Origin of the sequence: Bradyrhizobium sp. CER78, assembly GCF_029846235.1 — a bacterium.
Taxonomy (GTDB): domain Bacteria; phylum Pseudomonadota; class Alphaproteobacteria; order Rhizobiales; family Xanthobacteraceae; genus Bradyrhizobium.
Genome location: NZ_JARVWP010000031.1, coordinates 1 through 18,177 on the forward strand (window position 1 = coordinate 1; position 18,177 = coordinate 18,177).

The window sequence follows — 18,177 nt, forward strand, 5'->3', positions numbered from 1 at the left end:
GGCGAATCCTTCACCAAAGAGAATCATCCCGGGTGACTTCTGCAAAGCCCTCGCTTCGCGGGTGATCCAGTATTCCAGAGACGCCGGTGCTGGAGCCGAAAGGCCGCGGCGTACTGGATCGCCCGGTCAAGCCGGGCGATGACAGCTGAGGGACGGCTCTCGCCAGTTGTCGTCCCTGCGCAAGCAGGGACCCATACGCCGCGGCCGGTGTTGTTGGAGGAGATCGTCGTTCCAACATCGCTCACCAATAACCATCGTCGTTATGGGTCCCTGCTTTCGCAGGGACGACGGTGAGGACGGTTCGCGATTCAAGACGCCGAACACGGGTGTCATCACCCGCGAAAGCCGAAAGCGGGTGATCCAGTATTCCAGAGACGGTTGTGCTTGAGCCGAGAAGCCGCGGCGTACTGGATCGCCCGGTCGAGCCGGGCGATGACAGTTGAGGTCGTGTTCAATCGGCAACGCCTCGAGCGGACGCTGCGGCATGGACCGAATCCATCGCTGCGCTATAGTGAGAAGCCATCGGTCAACGATGGGTTGGAGCACCGCAGAATGATTACCTGCTACCTGCGTTATGAGATCAGGCTGGGCAAGCTCGCCGACTTCGAAGCCTATGCTGCCATGTGGCTTGAACTGGTGCCGCGGTTTGGCGGCATCCATCACGGCTACTTCCTGCCATCCGAAGGCGCGAGCGACGTCGCGTTGGCGATGTTCAGCTTTCCGAGCCTCGCTGCCTACGAGCAATACCGGAAGGATTCCGCCGCCGATCCGGACGTGCAGAAAGCGATCGCTTTCGCCAAGGAGACCGGCTGCTTCACACGCTATGATCGGTCGTTTTTCCGGCCGTTGTTTCCGAAGGCGGCGTAAGGTCTGAGAAGCCAGCTGCGAGGTCATTCGCGCCGATCGACCGCTCCCCGGTTTCGATCGCCTACACCCCGAGCTTGTCCCGCACCCGCCCGGTGAGCACCGCCGTGGTGACACCAACCCGCCAGAAGGCGTGCATCGGGATCGGCTTGATGCCGGTCACGGGCATGTCGATCTCGGCCGTCGCGCCGCCAATCAGGCGGCGGGCGAGTTGTGCGCCCATCGCGGTCGAGAGCGCGACGCCGCGGCCGTTGCAGCCGAGCGAGATCAACAAGTTCTCCGCGGGCTCATGGACGTGGGGATAGTGATCGGCGGTGATGGCGAGACGGCTGTTCCAGCCATGGGTCCAGCTCGTGCCCTTGAGCTGGGGCCACAGCCGCTCGGCGTAGCGGATCAGATAGGCGACGTCGGCCGGCTTGCTGATCCAGCGCATCGGGCCGCGGCCACCCATCAAGAGCCGATTGTGCTGGTCGATGCGGTAGTAGACGGTGATATGGCCGCTCTCGTAGAGCACCTGGCGGCCTGGCATGATCGAACGCGCGACCGCGTCGGACAGCGGCGCGGTGGCTGCGATCGACGAGAACACCGGCACGATGGTGCGGCGGAGCGCAGGCCAGAGATCGTCGGTAAAGCCATTGGTCGCGAGCAGCACCTTGTCGGCGTGCACGACCGCACGCGGCGTCTCGATCCGCCAGCGATTGCCGTCGCGGCGGAGAGACAGTGCCGGCGTCTCGCCATGGACAGCGACGCCGGCCCCGATGGCGGCGCGCGCCAGGCCGCGCGCGTAACTCAGCGGGTGCAGGTCGCCGCCGCGCGCATCGAGCATGGCGCAGAGATAACGGTCGCTGCCGGTCATCGCGCGCAGCTCGGCGGCGTCGAGCAGTTTTACGGGCATGCCGCGCTGGATGCACTGCTTCGCCGTGGTCGCGATCGCAGCGGCACTCGCCTCATTGTAGGCGGCGCGCAGCGTGCCGTTCTGCCGCGCCTCGCAGGGGATCTGGTAGCGGCGGATCAGATCATGGGTGAAGTTGGTGGCGCCGTAGGAGAACGCGATCATGCGGCGGCCGAGATCGGCGCCGAAATGCTGCTCGATCTGGTCCGGATCGTGCTTCAGCCCGGGATTGGTCTGGCCGCCATTGTTGCCGGACGCGCCCCAGCCCGGCTCCTGCGCCTCCAGCACGGTCGCGAGCACGCCTTGCTCGGCAAGATGCAGCGCGGTCGACAGGCCGGTGAAGCCGCCGCCGATGATCGCGACCGGAACGCTCTTGTCTGAAGTCAGCGGCGGCGTCGGGGTCGCCTCGACCGCGGTGTCGGCGTAGAGACTCGGGGGCAGCGGCAGGCGGGCGGGAGCATTCATTGGATGAGACCGGATCACAGCGGATGCAGCACGCGGCGCAGGAAATCCTGGGTGCGCGAGTGCTGTGGTTGGTTGAGGACGGATTTGGCGGCGCCCTGCTCGACGATGACGCCGCCGTCGATGAACAGCACGCGGTCGGCTACGTCGCGGGCAAAGCCCATCTCGTGCGTGACGACCACCATGGTCATGCCGTCATCGGCGAGCTTGCGCATCACCGAAAGCACTTCGCCGACCAGCTCGGGATCGAGCGCCGAGGTCGGCTCGTCGAACAGGATCGCCTTCGGCTGCATCGCCAGTGCCCGGGCGATTGCGACGCGCTGCTGCTGGCCGCCGGAGAGCTTTGGCGGATGCACCTCGGCCTTGTCGGCGAGCCCGACCTGGGCGAGCAGCGCGCGGCCGCGGGCAATCGCCTGCTCGCGCGGCTCCTTCTTCACATAGAGCGGGCCCTCGATGACGTTCTCGAGCGCGGTGCGATGCGGAAACAAATTGAAGCGCTGGAACACCATCGACACCTGGGTGCGGATCCCAACGATCGAGCGGTCATTGCTGTCGACGCGCGCGCCCTCGACGCTGATCTCGCCGCGGTCGTAGCTCTCGAGCCCATTGATGCAGCGCAGGATGGTCGACTTGCCGGAGCCCGAGGGACCGATGATGCAAACTACCTCGCTCTTGGCGACCGAGGCGGTGATGCCCTTCAGCACCTCGACCTTGCCAAAGCTCTTGTGGACGTCGTTGAGCTCGATCATTTGCGGTTCGCCTTGTTCTCGAAGTGCCGAACCAGCAGGATGAGCGGAATGCTCATGGTGAGGTACATCAGCGCCACCAAGGTGAACACGCTGGTGTTCTTGAAGGTCGAGGACGCGATCAGCTTGCCCTGCAGCGCGAGCTCGGCGACCGTGATGGTGGAGGCCTGCGAAGAATCCTTCAGCATCATGATCATGATGTTGCCGTAGGGCGGCAGGATGATCCTGACCGCCTGCGGCAGCACCACGCGGCGCATGGTGAGCCACCAGCCCATCCCGATGGTCTGCGCCGCCTCGATCTGGCCCTTGTCGATCGCCTCGATGCCGGCGCGGAAATTTTCCGCCTGATAGGCCGAGTAGGCGATGCCGAGCCCGATGATCGCGGCCTGCAGCGCCGAGAGCGCGATGCCGAAATCGGGCATCACGAAATAGATGTAGAACAGCAGCACGATGATCGGGATGCCGCGGATGATATTGATGAGCGCGGCGCTGAGCCAAACGAGAATACGAATGCCGGATACCCGCATCAGCGCCCACACCAGCCCGAGCACGGTCGACAGCAACAGCGAGCCGACCGTAACGACGATGGTCAGCCAGACACCCTGCAGCAGGATCGGCACGAACTCGACGGCGTCGTGGAAGAATTTTTGCATCGGTTTACGCGCTCAAATGCTGATACCGTCACCCTGAGGAGCGCGTAGCGCGTCTCGAAGGGTCGACGGCCACCAGCCGGGCCGTGCATCCTTCGAGACGCGGCGAAGACGCCGCTCCTCAGGATGACGGGTCACATCAAATCCAATCGGAGGCAGGCGCCCTCACGACCCGCTGGCCTTCTGGCCCCATTTCTCGAGAATCTTCGCAATCGTGCCGTTGGCCTTCAGCTTCGCCAGCGAAGCGTTGATCTTGCCGAGCAGATCCGTGTCGCTCTTGCGGACGCCGATCGCGACCGTGCCGACGGTCACGGGCTTGTAGCCGTCGACCAGCCGGACGTCGGCGAAATTGCCCTGCTGCAGATTGTAGGCGAGGATCGGATAGTCGGCGAAGCCGGCCTTGAGGCGGCCCGCATTCACGTCACGCAGGATATCGGGAATGGTGTCGTAGACCTTCACCTCGCTGAACAGCCCGGTCTTCTTCAGCGCATCGACGAAGGCGGTCCCGACCTGGGCGCCGACCACCGTGCCCTTCAGGTCCTCCTGCGTCGCATAGGCCTTGTTGTCGGACTTCGGCACGACCAAACCTTCACCGTAGGTGTAGACCGGCTCGGAGAAGTCGATCACCTCCTTGCGCGCGGCGGTGGCGAACATCGCGGCGGCGATGATGTCGATCTTGTTCGCGGTCAGCGAGGGGATCAGCGCCGAGAACTGCATCGGCTCGATCTGCACGGTAAAGCCGGCATCCTTGCCGATCTCGGTGGCGAGATCGACCATGATGCCCTGGATCGAATTGGTCTTGGTGTCGAGGAAGGTGAAGGGGATGCCGGTCGGCGTCGAGCCGACCTTGAGCACCTGCTGCGCCGGCGCCGGTGCGCTCACGGCAAGGGCAAGCGCCGCCACCGCGGCCTGAACGAGACGCTGAAAGGACATCGCACCACCTCCCAAACTGGCGCCGGTGCCGCCTCGCCCGCTGTGTCAGCGCTTTTGGTTGCGGGCGACGCCGTTCCGGCCTATTTTCACCAATATGAAATTGTGGTCACGAAACCGCGGTCAATGCAAGCGGTTTTCATGCACATGAAGGAAGCGCACTGACGTGAGCGGCGGCAAGAGAATGCGCAAAGGTGCGGCAGCGAAGCCCGCGACGGCACGCCGCGCCGTCAGGAAACCCGTGAGCAAGCCGCCCGAGCCCGCGATGGATCTCGCGGTCGGACGCCGCATCCGCGATCTGCGCCGAGCTAAGCAGATGTCGCTGGAGCTCGTTGCCGCGCGCACCGATTTGTCGATCGGCTTCATCAGCCAGATCGAGCGCGGCCTGTCGTCGCCCTCGCTGCGCGTGCTGGCAACCTTGGCCGACGTGCTCGGCGTTGGCATCGCCGCGCTGTTCGGCGCGGCGCCCAAGGACGAGAGCGCCGGCGGCGTGGTGACCCGCGAGGTGCAGCGCGCCGAGCTGAAGCTGTGGCGCACCGGCATCTCAAAGCAGCTGCTGAGCCCCGCCGGCAGCGAGAGCCGGCTCAATCTGTTCCTGGTGCATCTCGAACCCGGCGGCAACACCGGCGACGAGTTCTATACCCATGACGGCGAAGAGGCCGGCCTCGTGCTCCAGGGCGAGATGACACTGACGGTGGACACCGAGACCTGGACGCTGAAGCAGGGCGACAGCTTCCGCTTCGCCAGCCGCCGCCCGCATCGCTTCTCCAATCCGGCCCCCGATGCCAAGGCCGTGGTGCTGTGGGTGAATTGTGTGACGGCGGCGGGATAAGCCGTCGCTCTCTGGCCGTCGTCCCGGCGAAAGCCGGGACCCATTACCACAGGATTGTGTTGTCGAAGAAAGCTGGAGCCCCAGCGTCGCTCCATAACTCACATTCGTGGTTATGGGTCCCGGCTTTCGCCGGGACGACACCTGTTGTTACGGAGTCCTCGCGTCAAGACGCGTCAGCCCAACCCCATCACGATCTCCTCGATCTTGATCGGGAAATTCCGCACCCGGATTCCAGTGGCGTGGAAGACGGCGTTGGCGACGGCGCCGGCGCTGCCGGTGATGCCGATCTCGCCGACGCCCTTGATGCCGAGCGGATTGACGTGCGGATCGTGCTCGTCGACCGTGATCACCTCCATCGGCGGCACGTCGGCATTCACAGGCACATGATACTCGGCGAGGTTGGCATTGAGGATGCGCCCCGACCGCTTGTCCATCACCGCCTCCTCATGCAGCGCGAAGGAGAGGCCCCAGATCATGCCGCCGCGCAGCTGGCTCTCTACCAGCAACGGATTGATGATGCGGCCCGCGGCGAACGCGCCGACCATCCGCGTGGCGCGAATCTGGCCGAGCTCCGGATCGACCTTTACCTCGGCAAAGACAGCGCCATGCGCGTGCATCGCATATTGCGATTGCGCCGCCGCATCCGCTGCGCCGCTGCCGGTGGCGTCGACCTCGGCAAGGCCGGCGCGCGCCAGGATCTCGGCATAGCTTTCGCTGCGCGTATCGTCGTCGCGGCGATGCAGCCGCCCGGCCCGCGCCACCACGCCGGCATTGCCTGCACCGAACAGCGGCGAGCGCTCGTCCGAGGTCGCAAGCTCGGCGAGTTTTGCGATCACGGCAGCACCGGCATTGTGGATCGCGGCGCCGACGGTTGCGGTGTGCCCCGACCCGCCGGCGATGCCGGCATCGGGCAGATCGGAACTGCCGGAGCGGAACGTCAGCTGATCGAAATCGAGACCGAGCGAGTCGGCCGAGATCTGCGCCAGCGCAGTCCAGGCGCCCTGCCCCATGTCGTGCGCGCCGGTCTCCATCACGCCCTTGCCGTCGGCGCGGATCACCGCACGCGCGTTGCCCTGGAACATGATGGCCGGGAAGGTCGCGGTGCCCATGCCCCAGCCGACCAGAAAACCGTTCTCGTCACGCATCTGCCTCGGTTGCAGCGGACGTCCCGCCCAGCCGAAGCATTCGGCGGCCTTGGCGTAGCACTGCCGCAGCGCCTTGGAGGAGAACGGCTTGCCGGTGGTCGGCTCGACCTCGGCATAGTTCTTCAGCCGGAACTCCAGCGGATCGATGCCGCAGGCGAACGCCGCCTCGTCGATCGCGCTTTCCAGCACGATCGATCCGGTGGCCTCGCCCGGCGCGCGCATGAACAGCGGCGTGCCGGTGTCGACGCGCACCGCTTCATGCGCGGTGCGGATCGCCGGGCTGGCATAGAGCGTGTGCGAGGCGTCGGCCGCGGGCTCGTAGAAATCGTCGAAGCTCGACGTCGTGACGCGCGCCTCATGATTGATCACGGCGAGCACGCCGGCATCGTCGGTGCCGATCCGGATGCGCTGGCGCGTCGGCGGACGATGGCCGACCGGGCCATACATCTGGCTCCTGCGCAGCACGAGCTTGACCGGGCGACCGATCAGCTTGGCGGCCATGATGCCGAGCACCTGCGGCCCGGAGATCAGCCCCTTGGAGCCGAAGCCGCCGCCGAGGAATGGGCTGTTGATGTGGATATTCGCCGGCGGAATGCCGAACAGGCCGGCGACGCGCATCTGGGCGAACCCCATGCCCTGGCTCGGCGTATCGATGAACAGACGATCGCCATCCCACACCGCGACGATCGCGTGCGGCTCCATCGCGTTGTGATATTGCGCCGGGGTCTCGTAGGTCGCATCGGTCAGCTTCGAAGCGGCAGCCATGCCGGCGTCGATGTCGCCATGGCGGACTTCGGCGGGATTGCCGATCCCGACCACCGGCGGCGCGTAAGCTTCGCCGGCGTCGAGGCCGACGCGCGCGATCTCGACCTGGTAGCGCGGCGACAGCAGCGCCGCGCCTTCGGTCGCGGCCTCCAGCGTCTCGGCTATCACGACCGCGATCGCCTGGTTGGCATAGCGCACCTCGTCGCTCTGCAAGAGCTCCATCCGGAACGCGAACGGATTGCCCTTTGCATCGGGGTCTTCCGCCAGCTGCGGCTTGTGCGCCGGCGTCATCACGTCGATCACGCCGGGATGGCGCTTGGCGGCGGCGACATCGAGCGAAGTGACGCGGCCGCGCGCGATGCAGCTGGTCGCGATCACGGCATAGACCATGCCGGCCGGATGATTGTCGGCGGCATAGCGGGCCTTGCCGGTGACCTTCAGCACGCCGTCGGTGCGGGTCATCGGCTGGCCGATATTCGAGCCATGCCGGATATGGGCGGGGTCGCGGGTCAGACTGAGTTCAACCGTCATGCGTTACGCTCCTGCAACGGATGAGAAGGGAGAGCCGGGCAACGCGGGAATGCGATCCGGCGTGCCTCTGGCAGCAAGGGTGAGCGCGCGCACCATGATGCGCTGCGCAAGCTCGATCTTGAAGGCGTTGTCGCCGGACGGTTTTGCCTCGGCGAGCGCGGCGCGTGCGGCCTCGCGATAGACCGCCACATCCGGCGCGGCGCCCGTCAGCACCTGCTCGGCCTCGCGCGCGCGCCACGGCTTTGCCGCGACGCCGCCAAGCGCGAGCCGCGCCTCGCGGATCCTGCCGTCCTCGATGCGCAGGCTAGCGGCGGCCGAGACCACCGCGAAGGCATAGGACGTGCGTTCGCGGACCTTGACGTAGCGGGCATGGCCGGCGAAGTTCTTCGCCGCAGCCGGCAGGCGCAGCGCGACGATCAGATCGCCGCGCTCCAGCGCGGTCTCGCGCTCCGGCGCATCGCCGGGCAGACAATGCAGCGCCTCCAGCGGCAGCTCGCGCCGGCCGCTTTTGCCCTCGATCTCGACAACCGCGTCGAACGCTACCAGCGGCACGCAGAAGTCAGACGGATGGGTTGCGATGCAGCCCTCGCTCCAGCCAAGCACCGCGTGCAGCCGGTTCTCGCCCTTCAGCGCGTCGCATCCGGCGCCCGGCCAACGCCGGTTGCAGGCGCTGCCGGCGTCGTAGAAATAGGCACAGCGCGTCCGCTGCATCAGATTGCCGCCGACCGTCGCGGCATTGCGCAGCTGCGCGGAGGCGCCCGACAGCAACGCCTCGGCAACCGCGGGATAGTTGCGCGCGAAGTCGGCGTCATGCGCCAGATCGGCGTTGCGCACCAGCGCGCCGATGCGCAAGCTACCGTCGGCGAGATGCTCGATGCGGTCGAGCCCGGGCAGGCGCGTGACATCGACGAGACGGCTCGGCCGGCTGACGCCGCCCTTCATCAAATCAAGCAAATTGGTGCCTGACGCGAGATAGCTCGCGCCCTTTTCGGAGCCCGCCGCGATCGCGTCCGCGACGCTGGCCGGCCTGACATAATCGAAGTTCATCATGCGGAGCGCCTCTGCTTGGTGGCGGTCATGTTGGATTGCGCCTCGAGCACGGCCTCGGTGATCCCCTGATAGGCGCCGCAGCGGCACAGATTGCCGCTCATGCATTCGCGCACGCGCTCCGGATCGTCGCCGGCCTGCCCCTCCTGGATCATGCCGATGCCGCTCATGATCTGGCCCGGCGTGCAGAAACCGCACTGGAAGCCGTCATGGGCGATGAAGGCGGCCTGCACCGGATGCAGCTCGCCGCCGCGCCCGACACCTTCGATCGTCGTGATCTCGGCGCCGTCATGGCTGACGGCGAGCGCAAGGCAGGAGTTGATGCGGCGGCCGTCGACCAGGATGGTGCACGCGCCGCACTGGCCGCGGTCGCATCCCTTCTTGGTTCCGGTGAGGTCGAGCCGCTCGCGCAGCAGGTCGAGCAGCGTGACCCGGGGGTCGTCGAGGACAATTTCCCGTCGGACGCCGTTAATGGTGAGGCTGAGTGGAAGATTCATGCAGGGCTCCGATCCGTGTATGGTCGGGTTGAATCGAGGCAACGCAGACCCGTGGCCGCCGATCCAGGGGGTCGGCGCGCCTTGTCAGGCCCGGTGCTGGTCGCCATATACGGAGGCATCCTCCGTTTACAAGGGAGGGTGAAAAGAAAAAGCAATGGCCGATCCATCACCAGAAATTGTCCGCAAGCCGCGCGCCGATGCGGTGCGCAACCGCGAGCGCGTGCTGGAAGCGGCCAAGGCTGTGTTCTCGGCCGGCGGCAGCGAGGCGAGCCTGGAAGCGGTGGCGCGCCATGCCGGCGTCGGCATCGGCACGCTCTACCGCCACTTCCCGACCCGCGAGGCGCTGTATGAGGCGGTCTACCGCCGCGAGGTCGAACAACTCGGCGATCTTGCCGAGCAATTGCAATGCGCCCCCGAGCCGGTCGAGGCGCTGCGGCGCTGGCTGCGCGCCAATGTGGAATTCGTCGCCACCAAGAAGGGCATGGTCGCAGCTCTGGCGCTGGTCGCGCATGGCTCGACCGAGCTGCACGCCTATTCGTTCGACCGCCTGACCAAGGCGATCGGCACCCTGCTCGCGCGCGCCGTCGCGGCAGGCGTCATCCGCAGCGACATCAGCGCCGAGGACGTGCTGCGCGCGCTGATCGGCATGTGCTACATGCACGACCAGCCCGGCTGGCAGACCACCGCGCTCAGGCTGTTGGATGTGTTCGTCGACGGCTTGCGCGTGCAGCCGGCGGCCAAGGCGGCATCGGCGAAGCCTGCGAAGAACGCCGGCCGAAAACCGCCGCGCAAGGCATAGCTGCGGGAGCCCGCAGAAAAAAGATATCGGCAAATGTGAAAAAGTGCACAGACGGTCCGGCCGGCGTCCGGCTAGATCGCCGTATTGACGCGTCCAAGCTCATATTTGCTCTAGTACATATTTGCGATCCAGCCCGGCCACCGCGCCGGGCTTTTCGTTGATCCGTCGCATGTTCGGCGAAAAACCCCGCGCGAGGCGGGGTTTTCGGGGTCATCGCGGATTGGGCCGCGTTCCGCTATTGTCGCCGGGCAGGTTCGAAGTCCCGGTCCCCGTCGCGGAATTGTTGCTCGGATCGGTCCCGTAGTTCGGTGTCGCGGCGCCCGGATTGTTCGTGTTGCCGGTGGTGCTGCCGGGCGGATTGCTCAATCCCGGGCCCTTTCCCATCCCGGTTGTGCCGCCAGCGCCGGACGAACCGGTGCCGGTGCCGGTTCCTGTGCCCGAACTTCCCGTCCCTGTTCCTGCGCTCGCGCCGCCTGCCGATCCGCCACCTGCACCGCCTGCCCCGCCGCTGCCCTGCGCGAATGCGAGCGGAGTGGACAGCATCACTGCCGCTGCCAGACCGACCGTTGCCAGTTTCTTCATGTGAGGTCCTTTCCTGGTTCGAACCGGAGCAACGTGTTCCGCGAGGCGGGCGTTCCTAAGCGACCAGATGCGCATCGCGACGTGGGGAACATGATGCAGGCTGTCCTGTTGAGCGGAATAGCGTTTCCGGAGATGCCCCATGAAGACACTTCAGATGCAGCACGAACTGACGGCCGAATTGGAAAGGCGGTCCGGCGTGACCGGATTGAAGCTGATCCGCCTCAAAGGCTATAGCCCGAGCTGGGACCTCGGCGGCACGCGCGAGACCGCACTGGGCGAGGCAAAGGAAAAACAACTCCGCGACACCGTAACCGCGATGCAAGACCAGTTCGACATCGCCTAGCACCCTCCGGCAAACCAGCCGCCGATATATCGTAACAAGACATATCTCGCGCCGGACACACGTTTGATTTCGCCCAAACCGCAATGAAAACGTGCGGATTCCGACAATTGAACGAAGGTCGAATGGGCGATCCGACGTTTCCATTCGCGTGTCGTCTCCGGGAATGAGTATTCTGGCAAAAAAACAGGCAGACGCGCAGGCCAACTTCGCGATCTGCCGATTGGCCATGGCGAGGAAAACGCGCGTTCGCGCTCGAGCTTTCGAGGACGACTCCCGACATTCGGGAAAAGATGCGCCTGCCGTTCATTTGGATTGCAGAAATGAACGAGAGCATCTCATCTCCGTTTATCCGCTACCCCATCGGCACCTCGCTGCTGATGGCCGGCGTTCTGTTCGTCGGCATGGTCGCCTATCCGCTGCTGCCGGTCGCGCCGCTGCCGCAGGTCGACTTTCCGACCATCCAGATCTCCGCAAGCCTGCCCGGCGCCAGCCCCGAAACCATGGCCTCCTCCGTCGCGCAGCCGCTGGAGCGGCAATTCGCGCAGATTCCCGGCATCGCGCAGATGACCTCGACGAGCTCACTCGGCTCGACCGCGGTCACCATCCAGTTCGATCTGAACCGCAACATCGACGGCGCCGCCAACGATGTCCAGGCAGCGATTAATGCCGCAGGCGGCCAGTTGCCCAAGAACCTGCCGTCGCCGCCGACCTATCGCAAGGTCAACCCGGCGGACTCGCCTGTCCTCATCTTGTCGGCGACCTCGGACACCCTGCCGCTGATCAAGGTGAGCGATGCGGTCGACGCCCAGCTCGGGCAGCAGATCAGTCAGATTTCGGGCGTCGCCCAGGTGTTCATCGGCGGGCAGCAGAAGCCCGCCATTCGCGTCCAGGTCGATCCCGCCAAGCTGGTCGCCAAGGGGCTCTCGCTGGAAGACATCCGCGGCCAGATCGCCATCACGACGACAGACAGTCCGAAGGGCAACATCGACGGCAATAGCCGCGCCTATACGATCTACGCCAACGATCAGCTGCCGGATGCCAAGGACTGGAACGACGTCATCGTCGCCTACCGCAACGGCGGCCCGTTGCGGATCCGCGACATCGGCCGTGCCGTCGCCGCGCCGGAAGACATGAAACAGGCCGCTTGGGCCGATGGCCAACGCGGCGTGTTCCTGGTCATCTTCAAGCAACCCGGCGCCAATGTCATCGGAACGGTCGACAGGATCAAGGAGCAGCTTCCGAGGCTGATTGCCGCGATTCCGCCCGCCATCAAGATCAAGATCATCAGCGACCGGACCTTGACGATCCGCGCTGCGGTCGAGGACGTCCAGATCACCCTGCTGATCACCATCGTCCTCGTCGTCATGGTGATCTTCCTGTTCCTGCGCAGCTTCTGGGCCACGGTGATTCCGGCCGTCACCGTGCCGCTGGCGCTGCTCGGCGCCTGCGCGCTGATGTGGGTGTTCGGCTATACGCTCGACAATTTGTCGCTGATGGCCCTGACGATTGCGGTCGGCTTCGTGGTCGACGACGCCATCGTGATGCTGGAAAACATCACGCGCTATGTCGAGCAGGGTGAGCGGCCGCTCGCCGCGGCATTACGAGGCGCGGGCGAGATCGGGTTCACCATCCTGTCGATCAGCATTTCGCTGGTTGCGGTGCTGATCCCGCTGCTGCTGATGGGCGGCGTGATCGGCCGGCTGTTCCGCGAGTTCGCGGTGACCCTGGCAATGGCGATCTTCGTCTCGCTGGTGGTGTCGCTGTCGCTGACGCCGATGATGGCATCACGCTTCCTGCGCACACATGCCGAAACCAGGCACGGCCGACTCTACCAATGGAGCGAAGCGGCATTCGATTGGATGCTGCACGGCTATGAGCGCGGCCTCGATCTGGCGCTGCGCTGGAGCCGCACCACGCTCTGCATCTTCTTCGCGACCGTTGCACTGTCGGTCTATTTGTTCGTGATCATTCCCAAGGGATTCTTCCCGCAACAGGACAACGGCTTCCTGATCGCCGTATCGCAGATGGCGGAAGATATCTCGTTTGCCGACATGGAGCGGCATCAGGAAGAGCTCAGCAGCATTGTCCGGGCCGATCCCGCGGTCGACAGCATGGCCGAGTTCATCGGCGGCGGCGGCACCGCGCTGAATTCCGGCCGCATGTACATCACACTGAAGCCGCGCGAGGAGCGCGACGCCAACGCCGAGCAGATCATCGCGCGGCTGCGGCCGAAACTCGAGGCGGTCGAGGGCGCACGGCTCTACATGCAGGCGTCGCAGGACGTCCGGCTCGGCGGCCGGGCCACGCGGACGCAGTTCGAATACACCCTGCAGGACGCCAACCTCGCCGAGCTGAACGAATGGGCGCCGAAGATCCTGACCAGGCTGAAGACCCTGCCCGAATTGCGCGACGTCGCCACCGACCAGCAGACCGAGGGAACGACGCTGACGATGACCATCGACCGCGACACCGCGTCGCGCTACGGCATCCAGCCGCAATTGATCGACGACACGCTGTACGACGCCTTCGGCCAGCGCCAGGTGACGCAGTACTTCACCCAGCTCAACAGCTATCACGTCATCCTGGAAATCCTCCCCGAATTGCAGGGCAAGCTCGACACGCTCGACAGGCTCTACATCAAGTCGCCGACGACCGGCGACGAGGTGCCGCTCTCCGTGTTCGCCAAATGGACGACGGTTCCGGTGCGGCCGCTCGCGATCGCCCACCAGGGGCAGTTTCCGGCGACCACGATCAGCTTCAACCTCGCGCAAGGCGTGGCGCTGGGTCAGGCCACCGACGCGATCCAGAACGCCGTCGCCGACCTGGGCGCGCCAGGCACGCTCAGTTCGAGCTTCCAGGGCACCGCGCAGGCCTTCCAGCAATCATTGAGATCGGTGCCGCTCCTGATCCTGGCCGCGCTGGTCGTGGTCTACCTGATCCTCGGCATGCTCTATGAAAGCTACATCCATCCGCTCACGATCCTGTCCACGCTGCCGTCGGCGGGCGTTGGCGCGCTGGCGATCCTGATGGCCTTCGGGTTCGATTTCAGCCTGATCGCGCTGATCGGCATCATCCTGCTGATCGGGATCGTGAAGAAGAACGGCATCATGATGGTCGACTTCGCGATCGCCGCCGAGCGCGAGGAGCATCTGTCGCCGCGTGAATCGATCCGGAAAGCGGCACTACTGCGCTTCCGGCCGATCATGATGACGACGATGGCGGCCCTGCTCGGCGGCGTGCCGCTGATGCTCGGCACTGGAACCGGATCGGAAATCCGTCAGCCGCTCGGCTATGCGATGGTCGGCGGCCTGATCGTGAGCCAGGCGCTCACGCTGTTCACGACGCCGGTCGTGTATCTCTACCTCGACAGGTTCTCGAACGCGCTGTCGCGCCGGACGGCAACCAAGCGGGACGAGGATGCCGAACCGCCGGTGAGGAACGCCGCCGAATGACAATTCGTGCGCGGGCCTGGTCCCTGGTGATCGTCACTCCGGCGACTTCAGGCGAATGTGATCGGGAATCGGCAACGGCTTGTTGGGTCCGTCGAGGAATTCGACGGTCGTGAAGGCGAGATCGGTGTCGCCGATGTTGTGGACGGCGTGCACGAGATATTCGTTCGCGGCCAGTTCACGGTGCTGGGTGAAACCCTTGTAGAGCACGCGCTCGGCCGAGGAGCCATCCTCGAACCAGTTGCGCGAGCGTCCATCCGTCATCGCGGTCCAGAAATGGCTCAGCACATGACGATGAAAGCCGAACCAGGTCCCGGCCGGTATGTGCAGATGCCAGACCCTAAGCTTCGCGGTCTCGGACACCAGCTGGCTGCCGACCGCACCATTCCATTTGCCCGCTTCATATGCGTCCTGAAGCTCTTTCGGCCATGCCGCACGAGAATTTTCCGACATCGGTTTGCTGGCTCCTTTTGATACCAATATAATTATTGGTCTCAATGTAAGACTGATATTTACGCAAATATCCGCATAACTCCTTGCTCGCAAGGTCAAACCATCGGTACCATTTATGATTGATCTTGACATGGCGTGGGCCGAAGACTTACGACCGGACAAAACAAGCTGCCGCCTTGCAACGGTCGAACGCTGCGGCGTCAGCGACGCGAGAGGAAGTGCCATGTTGGAAACGCCTGTCCTGATCGTCGGCGCCGGACCTGTCGGTTTGACGGCCGCCATCGCACTCTCTCAGCATGGCATCCGCTCCGTGCTGGTCGAACGCCATCCATCGACCTCCATCGCGCCCAAGGCCCGCGGCATCAACGCGCGCACGATGGAGATGTACCGGCAGATGGGCATCGAGGACGACATCCGCGCGGCCGGCATGCCGGCGCGATACGGCAAGATGATCCTGTGGGCGGAGAGCCTGGCCGGCCGGGAGATCAATCGCCTTGAACCCGGACGAGGCTCGGCAGCGAGCCGCATGATGTCCCCGGCCGGCAATTGCGGCTGCTCGCAGGATATTCTCGAACCGATCCTGCGGCGTCACGCCGAAGCGCTGGCCCCGGACAGCATGCGGTTCAACACGGAGCTGACCGAACTCAAGCAGGATGCAAGCGGCGTCAGCGGCGTCCTCACGGACCTCGTGAAGCAGGCCACGATTCCATTCCATGCACGCTACGTCGTCGCTGCGGACGGCACGCGGAGCTCGGTGCGCGACGCGCTCCAGATCGGCAGGACCGGCGAAAGAGACATCTACGATTCAGTCAACGTTCATTTCCGCGCCGATCTGCGCCCCTGGGTCGAAGACCGCCCGGCTGCGCTGTATCTCATCGAGCAACCGGACTTTCGCGCCACGTTCCTGACCGTGAATGGCACCGACCGCTGGGGCTTTCTCGTCCACAGCCTCAGCGCCTACGGCTTCACGCGCGAGAATCTTACGCCCGAGCGATGCGTCGCATTGGTTCGCCGGGCCGTGGGAGCGCCGGACCTGCCGGTGGAGGTGCTCGGCATCAGTTTCTGGAACTGCTCGGCGATGGTCGCCGACAGGTTCAGCGACGGCAACATCTTCCTGGTCGGCGATGCCGCACATGAAACGACACCGAGCGGCGGCTTCGGCATGAATCTCGGCGTGCAGGACGCGCAGAACCTTGCGTGGAAGATGGCCGCCGTGCTGCACGGCGAAGCCGCCCCATCGCTGCTCGACACTTACGATGCGGAACGGCGGCCGCATGCCTCCGAGGTCGTGCAGGCGACGCTGCTCAACATGCAGAGCTTCGATCGTACGGCGCGCCAGATCGAGGCAAAGTTGCCGCGGAAGGAGTTTCTCAACGAGCGCGGCCTGATCTTCGGTGCATGCTACCGCTCAACGGCCGTCGTTCCCGACGGATCGCCGCCCCCCGTCACAAGCGTCACAGAGTACGAGCCCTCGGCCCATCCCGGCTGCCGCGCTCCGCATGTCTGGCTCGCGCGCAACGGCGAGCGCATCTCGACAATCGATCTGGTCGGACGTGGTTTCGTGCTTCTAACCGCGTCTGGTGGCGAGGCCTGGCGCGCGGCCGTCAACCAGCGCGGCCTGCCGCGGATCGACCTGCACGCTATCGGCGAAGAACTCATTGACGCTGAGGCCGGCTGGATGAACGCCTACGGCGTTCAGGAGGGCGGCGCGGTGCTTGTGCGTCCGGACGGCTATGTGGCCTGGCGTGCAGCGTCCTTGCCTGATGATCCCGTGCGCGTTCTCGCCGAGGTTTTCGCTCATCTGCTCGGCCGCCAGCTCAACACCCAAGCTGCCTGAGCCTTGCGCACCAGCCCGCCGGCGATCCGCCTGCGCGTTGCCGAAGAGGGGGATGCCGTGACGATAGCCGTGCCGGATGTGCGGGAATCTCCGCAGGTCGAGCAAGCCGCCAGTCAGGCCACGTGGTACGCGTGGTACGTCGTGTTCATCCTCACCGCCTGCTACACGCTCGCCTTCGTGGATTCCAAAATCCCGTTCATCCTGGTGCAGGCGATCAAGAGCGATCTCGCGCTGACCGATACACAGCTCGGCATCATCGCGGGGCCCGCCTTCTCGCTGATGTATGCCGCCGGCGCGATGCCGATCGCAAAGCTGTCGGACCGCATCGCGCGCAAATACGTCATCGCCGTTGCGGTGACGATCTGGAGCGGCTTCACCGCCGCCGGCGGCGCCACCCACTCGTTCCTCGCATTCATGTTCAGCCGCACCGGCGTCGCGCTCGGCGAGTCGGCGCTGACACCCGCCGCGCATTCGATATTCGCGGACTACTTCCCGGCGGGCCAGCGCTCCAAGGTGATCGCGATCTACTCGTGCGGGATTGCGATCGGCAGCTTCATCGCGCTGACGGTCGGCGGCGCGCTGTCCGATCGGCTGGGCTGGCGCACCACCTTGATGATCGTCGGCGGTGTCGGCCTGGCGCTGTCCTTCATCGTCGCCGCCACCGTTCGGGAACCGGCGCGCGATCTCAGCACGTCGGGCCGGCAGATGTCTGAGGGCAGCCTGGTCGCACTCCTCAGCGATCCGGCGATCCGCAACACCATCGTCGGCGGCATGATCCTTGGCATCGCCAACGGCTCGGTGAGCGCGTGGGGACCGGCCTACATCATGCGCACCTTCCACCTGTCGGCCGCGGCCACGGGTGCGACCTACGGCACGCTGCTCGGCATCCTCGCGATCGTCGGCACGCTGGCGGGCGGGTTGATCGCCGGTTGGCTCTCGAACAAGGACGTCAGATACGGCTTCCGCCTGCTCGCTGCGGCGTTCCTGATCTCGACCATCGCCAAGATCATCTCGCTGCTGACGCCGAGCTACGTCCTGTTCCTGGCGTTCGGCGCGGTCTCGGCCTTCTTGCAGCTGTTCTATCCCGGCCCGACCTACGCGACGATCCAGTCGCTGGCGAAACCGAATGCGCGCAGCTTCGCGTCGGCGGTGACGATGTTCTGCATCAACGCCGTCGGCATCGCCGGCGGCGCTTTCCTGACCGGATTGTTGAGCGACCACCTGGTGCCGTTCGTCGGCGCCGAGTCGTTGCGCTGGTCGCTCGGGATCATGTCGCTGATGTCGGCGTGGGCCGCCATCCACTACTGGCGGGCATCCTATCACCTCGGGCGACGGGCCAAGGCAATCGGCTGA

The 18,177-nt window shown here is 65.3% G+C and carries 16 protein-coding genes; 7 read left to right on the top strand and 9 right to left on the bottom strand.

The genetic code is table 11. The features are described from left to right. Positions 1 to 552 precede the first annotated feature (552 nt). A complete protein-coding gene (locus tag QDT69_RS35955; protein WP_279711241.1) occupies positions 553 to 867 on the top strand; it encodes an NIPSNAP family protein in 315 nt (104 codons plus the stop codon). A 61-nt stretch (positions 868 to 928) separates the two neighbouring features. Here QDT69_RS35955 and QDT69_RS35960 read toward each other — a convergent pair whose 3' ends face one another. The 4 genes from QDT69_RS35960 to QDT69_RS35975 all read right to left on the bottom strand — a co-directional run bounded on the left by QDT69_RS35960 (position 929) and on the right by QDT69_RS35975 (position 4,547). Then, positions 929 to 2,221 carry an FAD-binding oxidoreductase gene (locus QDT69_RS35960; RefSeq protein ID WP_279711196.1) on the bottom strand — a complete coding sequence of 431 codons (1,293 nt, stop codon included), beginning with the start codon at positions 2,219 to 2,221 and terminating at the stop codon, positions 929 to 931. 14 nt (positions 2,222 to 2,235) lie between these two features. Then, a complete protein-coding gene (locus tag QDT69_RS35965) occupies positions 2,236 to 2,967 on the bottom strand; it encodes an amino acid ABC transporter ATP-binding protein (protein WP_279711197.1) in 732 nt (243 codons plus the stop codon). Then, a complete protein-coding gene (locus QDT69_RS35970) occupies positions 2,964 to 3,617 on the bottom strand; it encodes an amino acid ABC transporter permease (RefSeq protein WP_279711198.1) in 654 nt (217 codons plus the stop codon). The genes QDT69_RS35965 and QDT69_RS35970 overlap by 4 nt, the downstream gene beginning before the upstream one ends. Positions 3,618 to 3,779: 162 nt before the next feature. Beyond that, positions 3,780 to 4,547: an ABC transporter substrate-binding protein gene (locus tag QDT69_RS35975; RefSeq protein ID WP_279711199.1), complete on the bottom strand. Its 768-nt coding sequence runs from the start codon at positions 4,545 to 4,547 to the stop codon at positions 3,780 to 3,782. Positions 4,548 to 4,728: 181 nt separating this feature from the next. Between QDT69_RS35975 and QDT69_RS35980 the strand changes: the two genes are divergently transcribed. Then, positions 4,729 to 5,376 carry a cupin domain-containing protein gene (locus QDT69_RS35980; RefSeq protein WP_279711200.1) on the top strand — a complete coding sequence of 216 codons (648 nt, stop codon included), beginning with the start codon at positions 4,729 to 4,731 and terminating at the stop codon, positions 5,374 to 5,376. 173 nt (positions 5,377 to 5,549) lie between these two features. Here QDT69_RS35980 and QDT69_RS35985 read toward each other — a convergent pair whose 3' ends face one another. Genes QDT69_RS35985 through QDT69_RS35995 form a run of 3 tightly spaced genes read right to left on the bottom strand, consistent with a single transcriptional unit; the run spans position 5,550 to position 9,361 of the window. After that, positions 5,550 to 7,817 (bottom strand): xanthine dehydrogenase family protein molybdopterin-binding subunit, encoded by a 2,268-nt coding sequence (locus QDT69_RS35985; RefSeq protein WP_279711202.1) that lies wholly within the window; start codon positions 7,815 to 7,817, stop codon positions 5,550 to 5,552. A 3-nt stretch (positions 7,818 to 7,820) separates the two neighbouring features. Further along, complete coding sequence (locus QDT69_RS35990) at positions 7,821 to 8,867, bottom strand: xanthine dehydrogenase family protein subunit M (protein ID WP_279711203.1); 1,047 nt, start codon at positions 8,865 to 8,867, stop codon at positions 7,821 to 7,823. Next, positions 8,864 to 9,361, bottom strand: a complete 498-nt coding sequence (locus tag QDT69_RS35995; RefSeq protein ID WP_279711204.1) for a 2Fe-2S iron-sulfur cluster-binding protein — start codon at positions 9,359 to 9,361, stop codon at positions 8,864 to 8,866. The genes QDT69_RS35990 and QDT69_RS35995 overlap by 4 nt, the downstream gene beginning before the upstream one ends. Before the next feature lie 154 nt (positions 9,362 to 9,515). On the opposite strand from QDT69_RS35995, the gene QDT69_RS36000 reads away from it, so the two are divergent. Continuing rightward, the gene (locus tag QDT69_RS36000; protein WP_279711205.1) at positions 9,516 to 10,160 is read left to right on the top strand and encodes a TetR/AcrR family transcriptional regulator; all 645 of its coding nucleotides are present in this window, start codon (positions 9,516 to 9,518) and stop codon (positions 10,158 to 10,160) included. Positions 10,161 to 10,370: 210 nt separating this feature from the next. Here QDT69_RS36000 and QDT69_RS36005 read toward each other — a convergent pair whose 3' ends face one another. Then, a complete protein-coding gene (locus tag QDT69_RS36005; RefSeq protein ID WP_279711206.1) occupies positions 10,371 to 10,742 on the bottom strand; it encodes a hypothetical protein in 372 nt (123 codons plus the stop codon). Between the two features lie 139 nt (positions 10,743 to 10,881). Here QDT69_RS36005 and QDT69_RS36010 point away from each other — a divergent pair, with 139 nt between their 5' ends. Next, entirely contained in the window at positions 10,882 to 11,085 is a 204-nt protein-coding gene (locus QDT69_RS36010; RefSeq protein WP_279711207.1) for a hypothetical protein, read from the top strand. Between the two features lie 320 nt (positions 11,086 to 11,405). Further along, positions 11,406 to 14,537 carry a multidrug efflux RND transporter permease subunit gene (locus QDT69_RS36015; protein WP_279711209.1) on the top strand — a complete coding sequence of 1,044 codons (3,132 nt, stop codon included), beginning with the start codon at positions 11,406 to 11,408 and terminating at the stop codon, positions 14,535 to 14,537. A 33-nt stretch (positions 14,538 to 14,570) separates the two neighbouring features. Here the strand turns inward: QDT69_RS36015 and QDT69_RS36020 are convergent, their stop codons facing one another. Further along, on the bottom strand, positions 14,571 to 14,987 hold the full coding sequence (locus QDT69_RS36020) for a hypothetical protein (protein WP_279711210.1): 417 nt from the start codon (positions 14,985 to 14,987) through the stop codon (positions 14,571 to 14,573). A gap of 130 nt (positions 14,988 to 15,117) precedes the next feature. On the opposite strand from QDT69_RS36020, the gene QDT69_RS36025 reads away from it, so the two are divergent. Together QDT69_RS36025 and QDT69_RS36030 are read left to right on the top strand one after the other, a co-directional pair. Next, positions 15,118 to 16,824: an FAD-dependent monooxygenase gene (locus QDT69_RS36025; RefSeq protein WP_279711211.1), complete on the top strand. Its 1,707-nt coding sequence runs from the start codon at positions 15,118 to 15,120 to the stop codon at positions 16,822 to 16,824. Between the two features lie 57 nt (positions 16,825 to 16,881). After that, positions 16,882 to 18,177, top strand: coding sequence for an MFS transporter (locus QDT69_RS36030; RefSeq protein WP_279711212.1), 1,296 nt, complete (start codon positions 16,882 to 16,884; stop codon positions 18,175 to 18,177).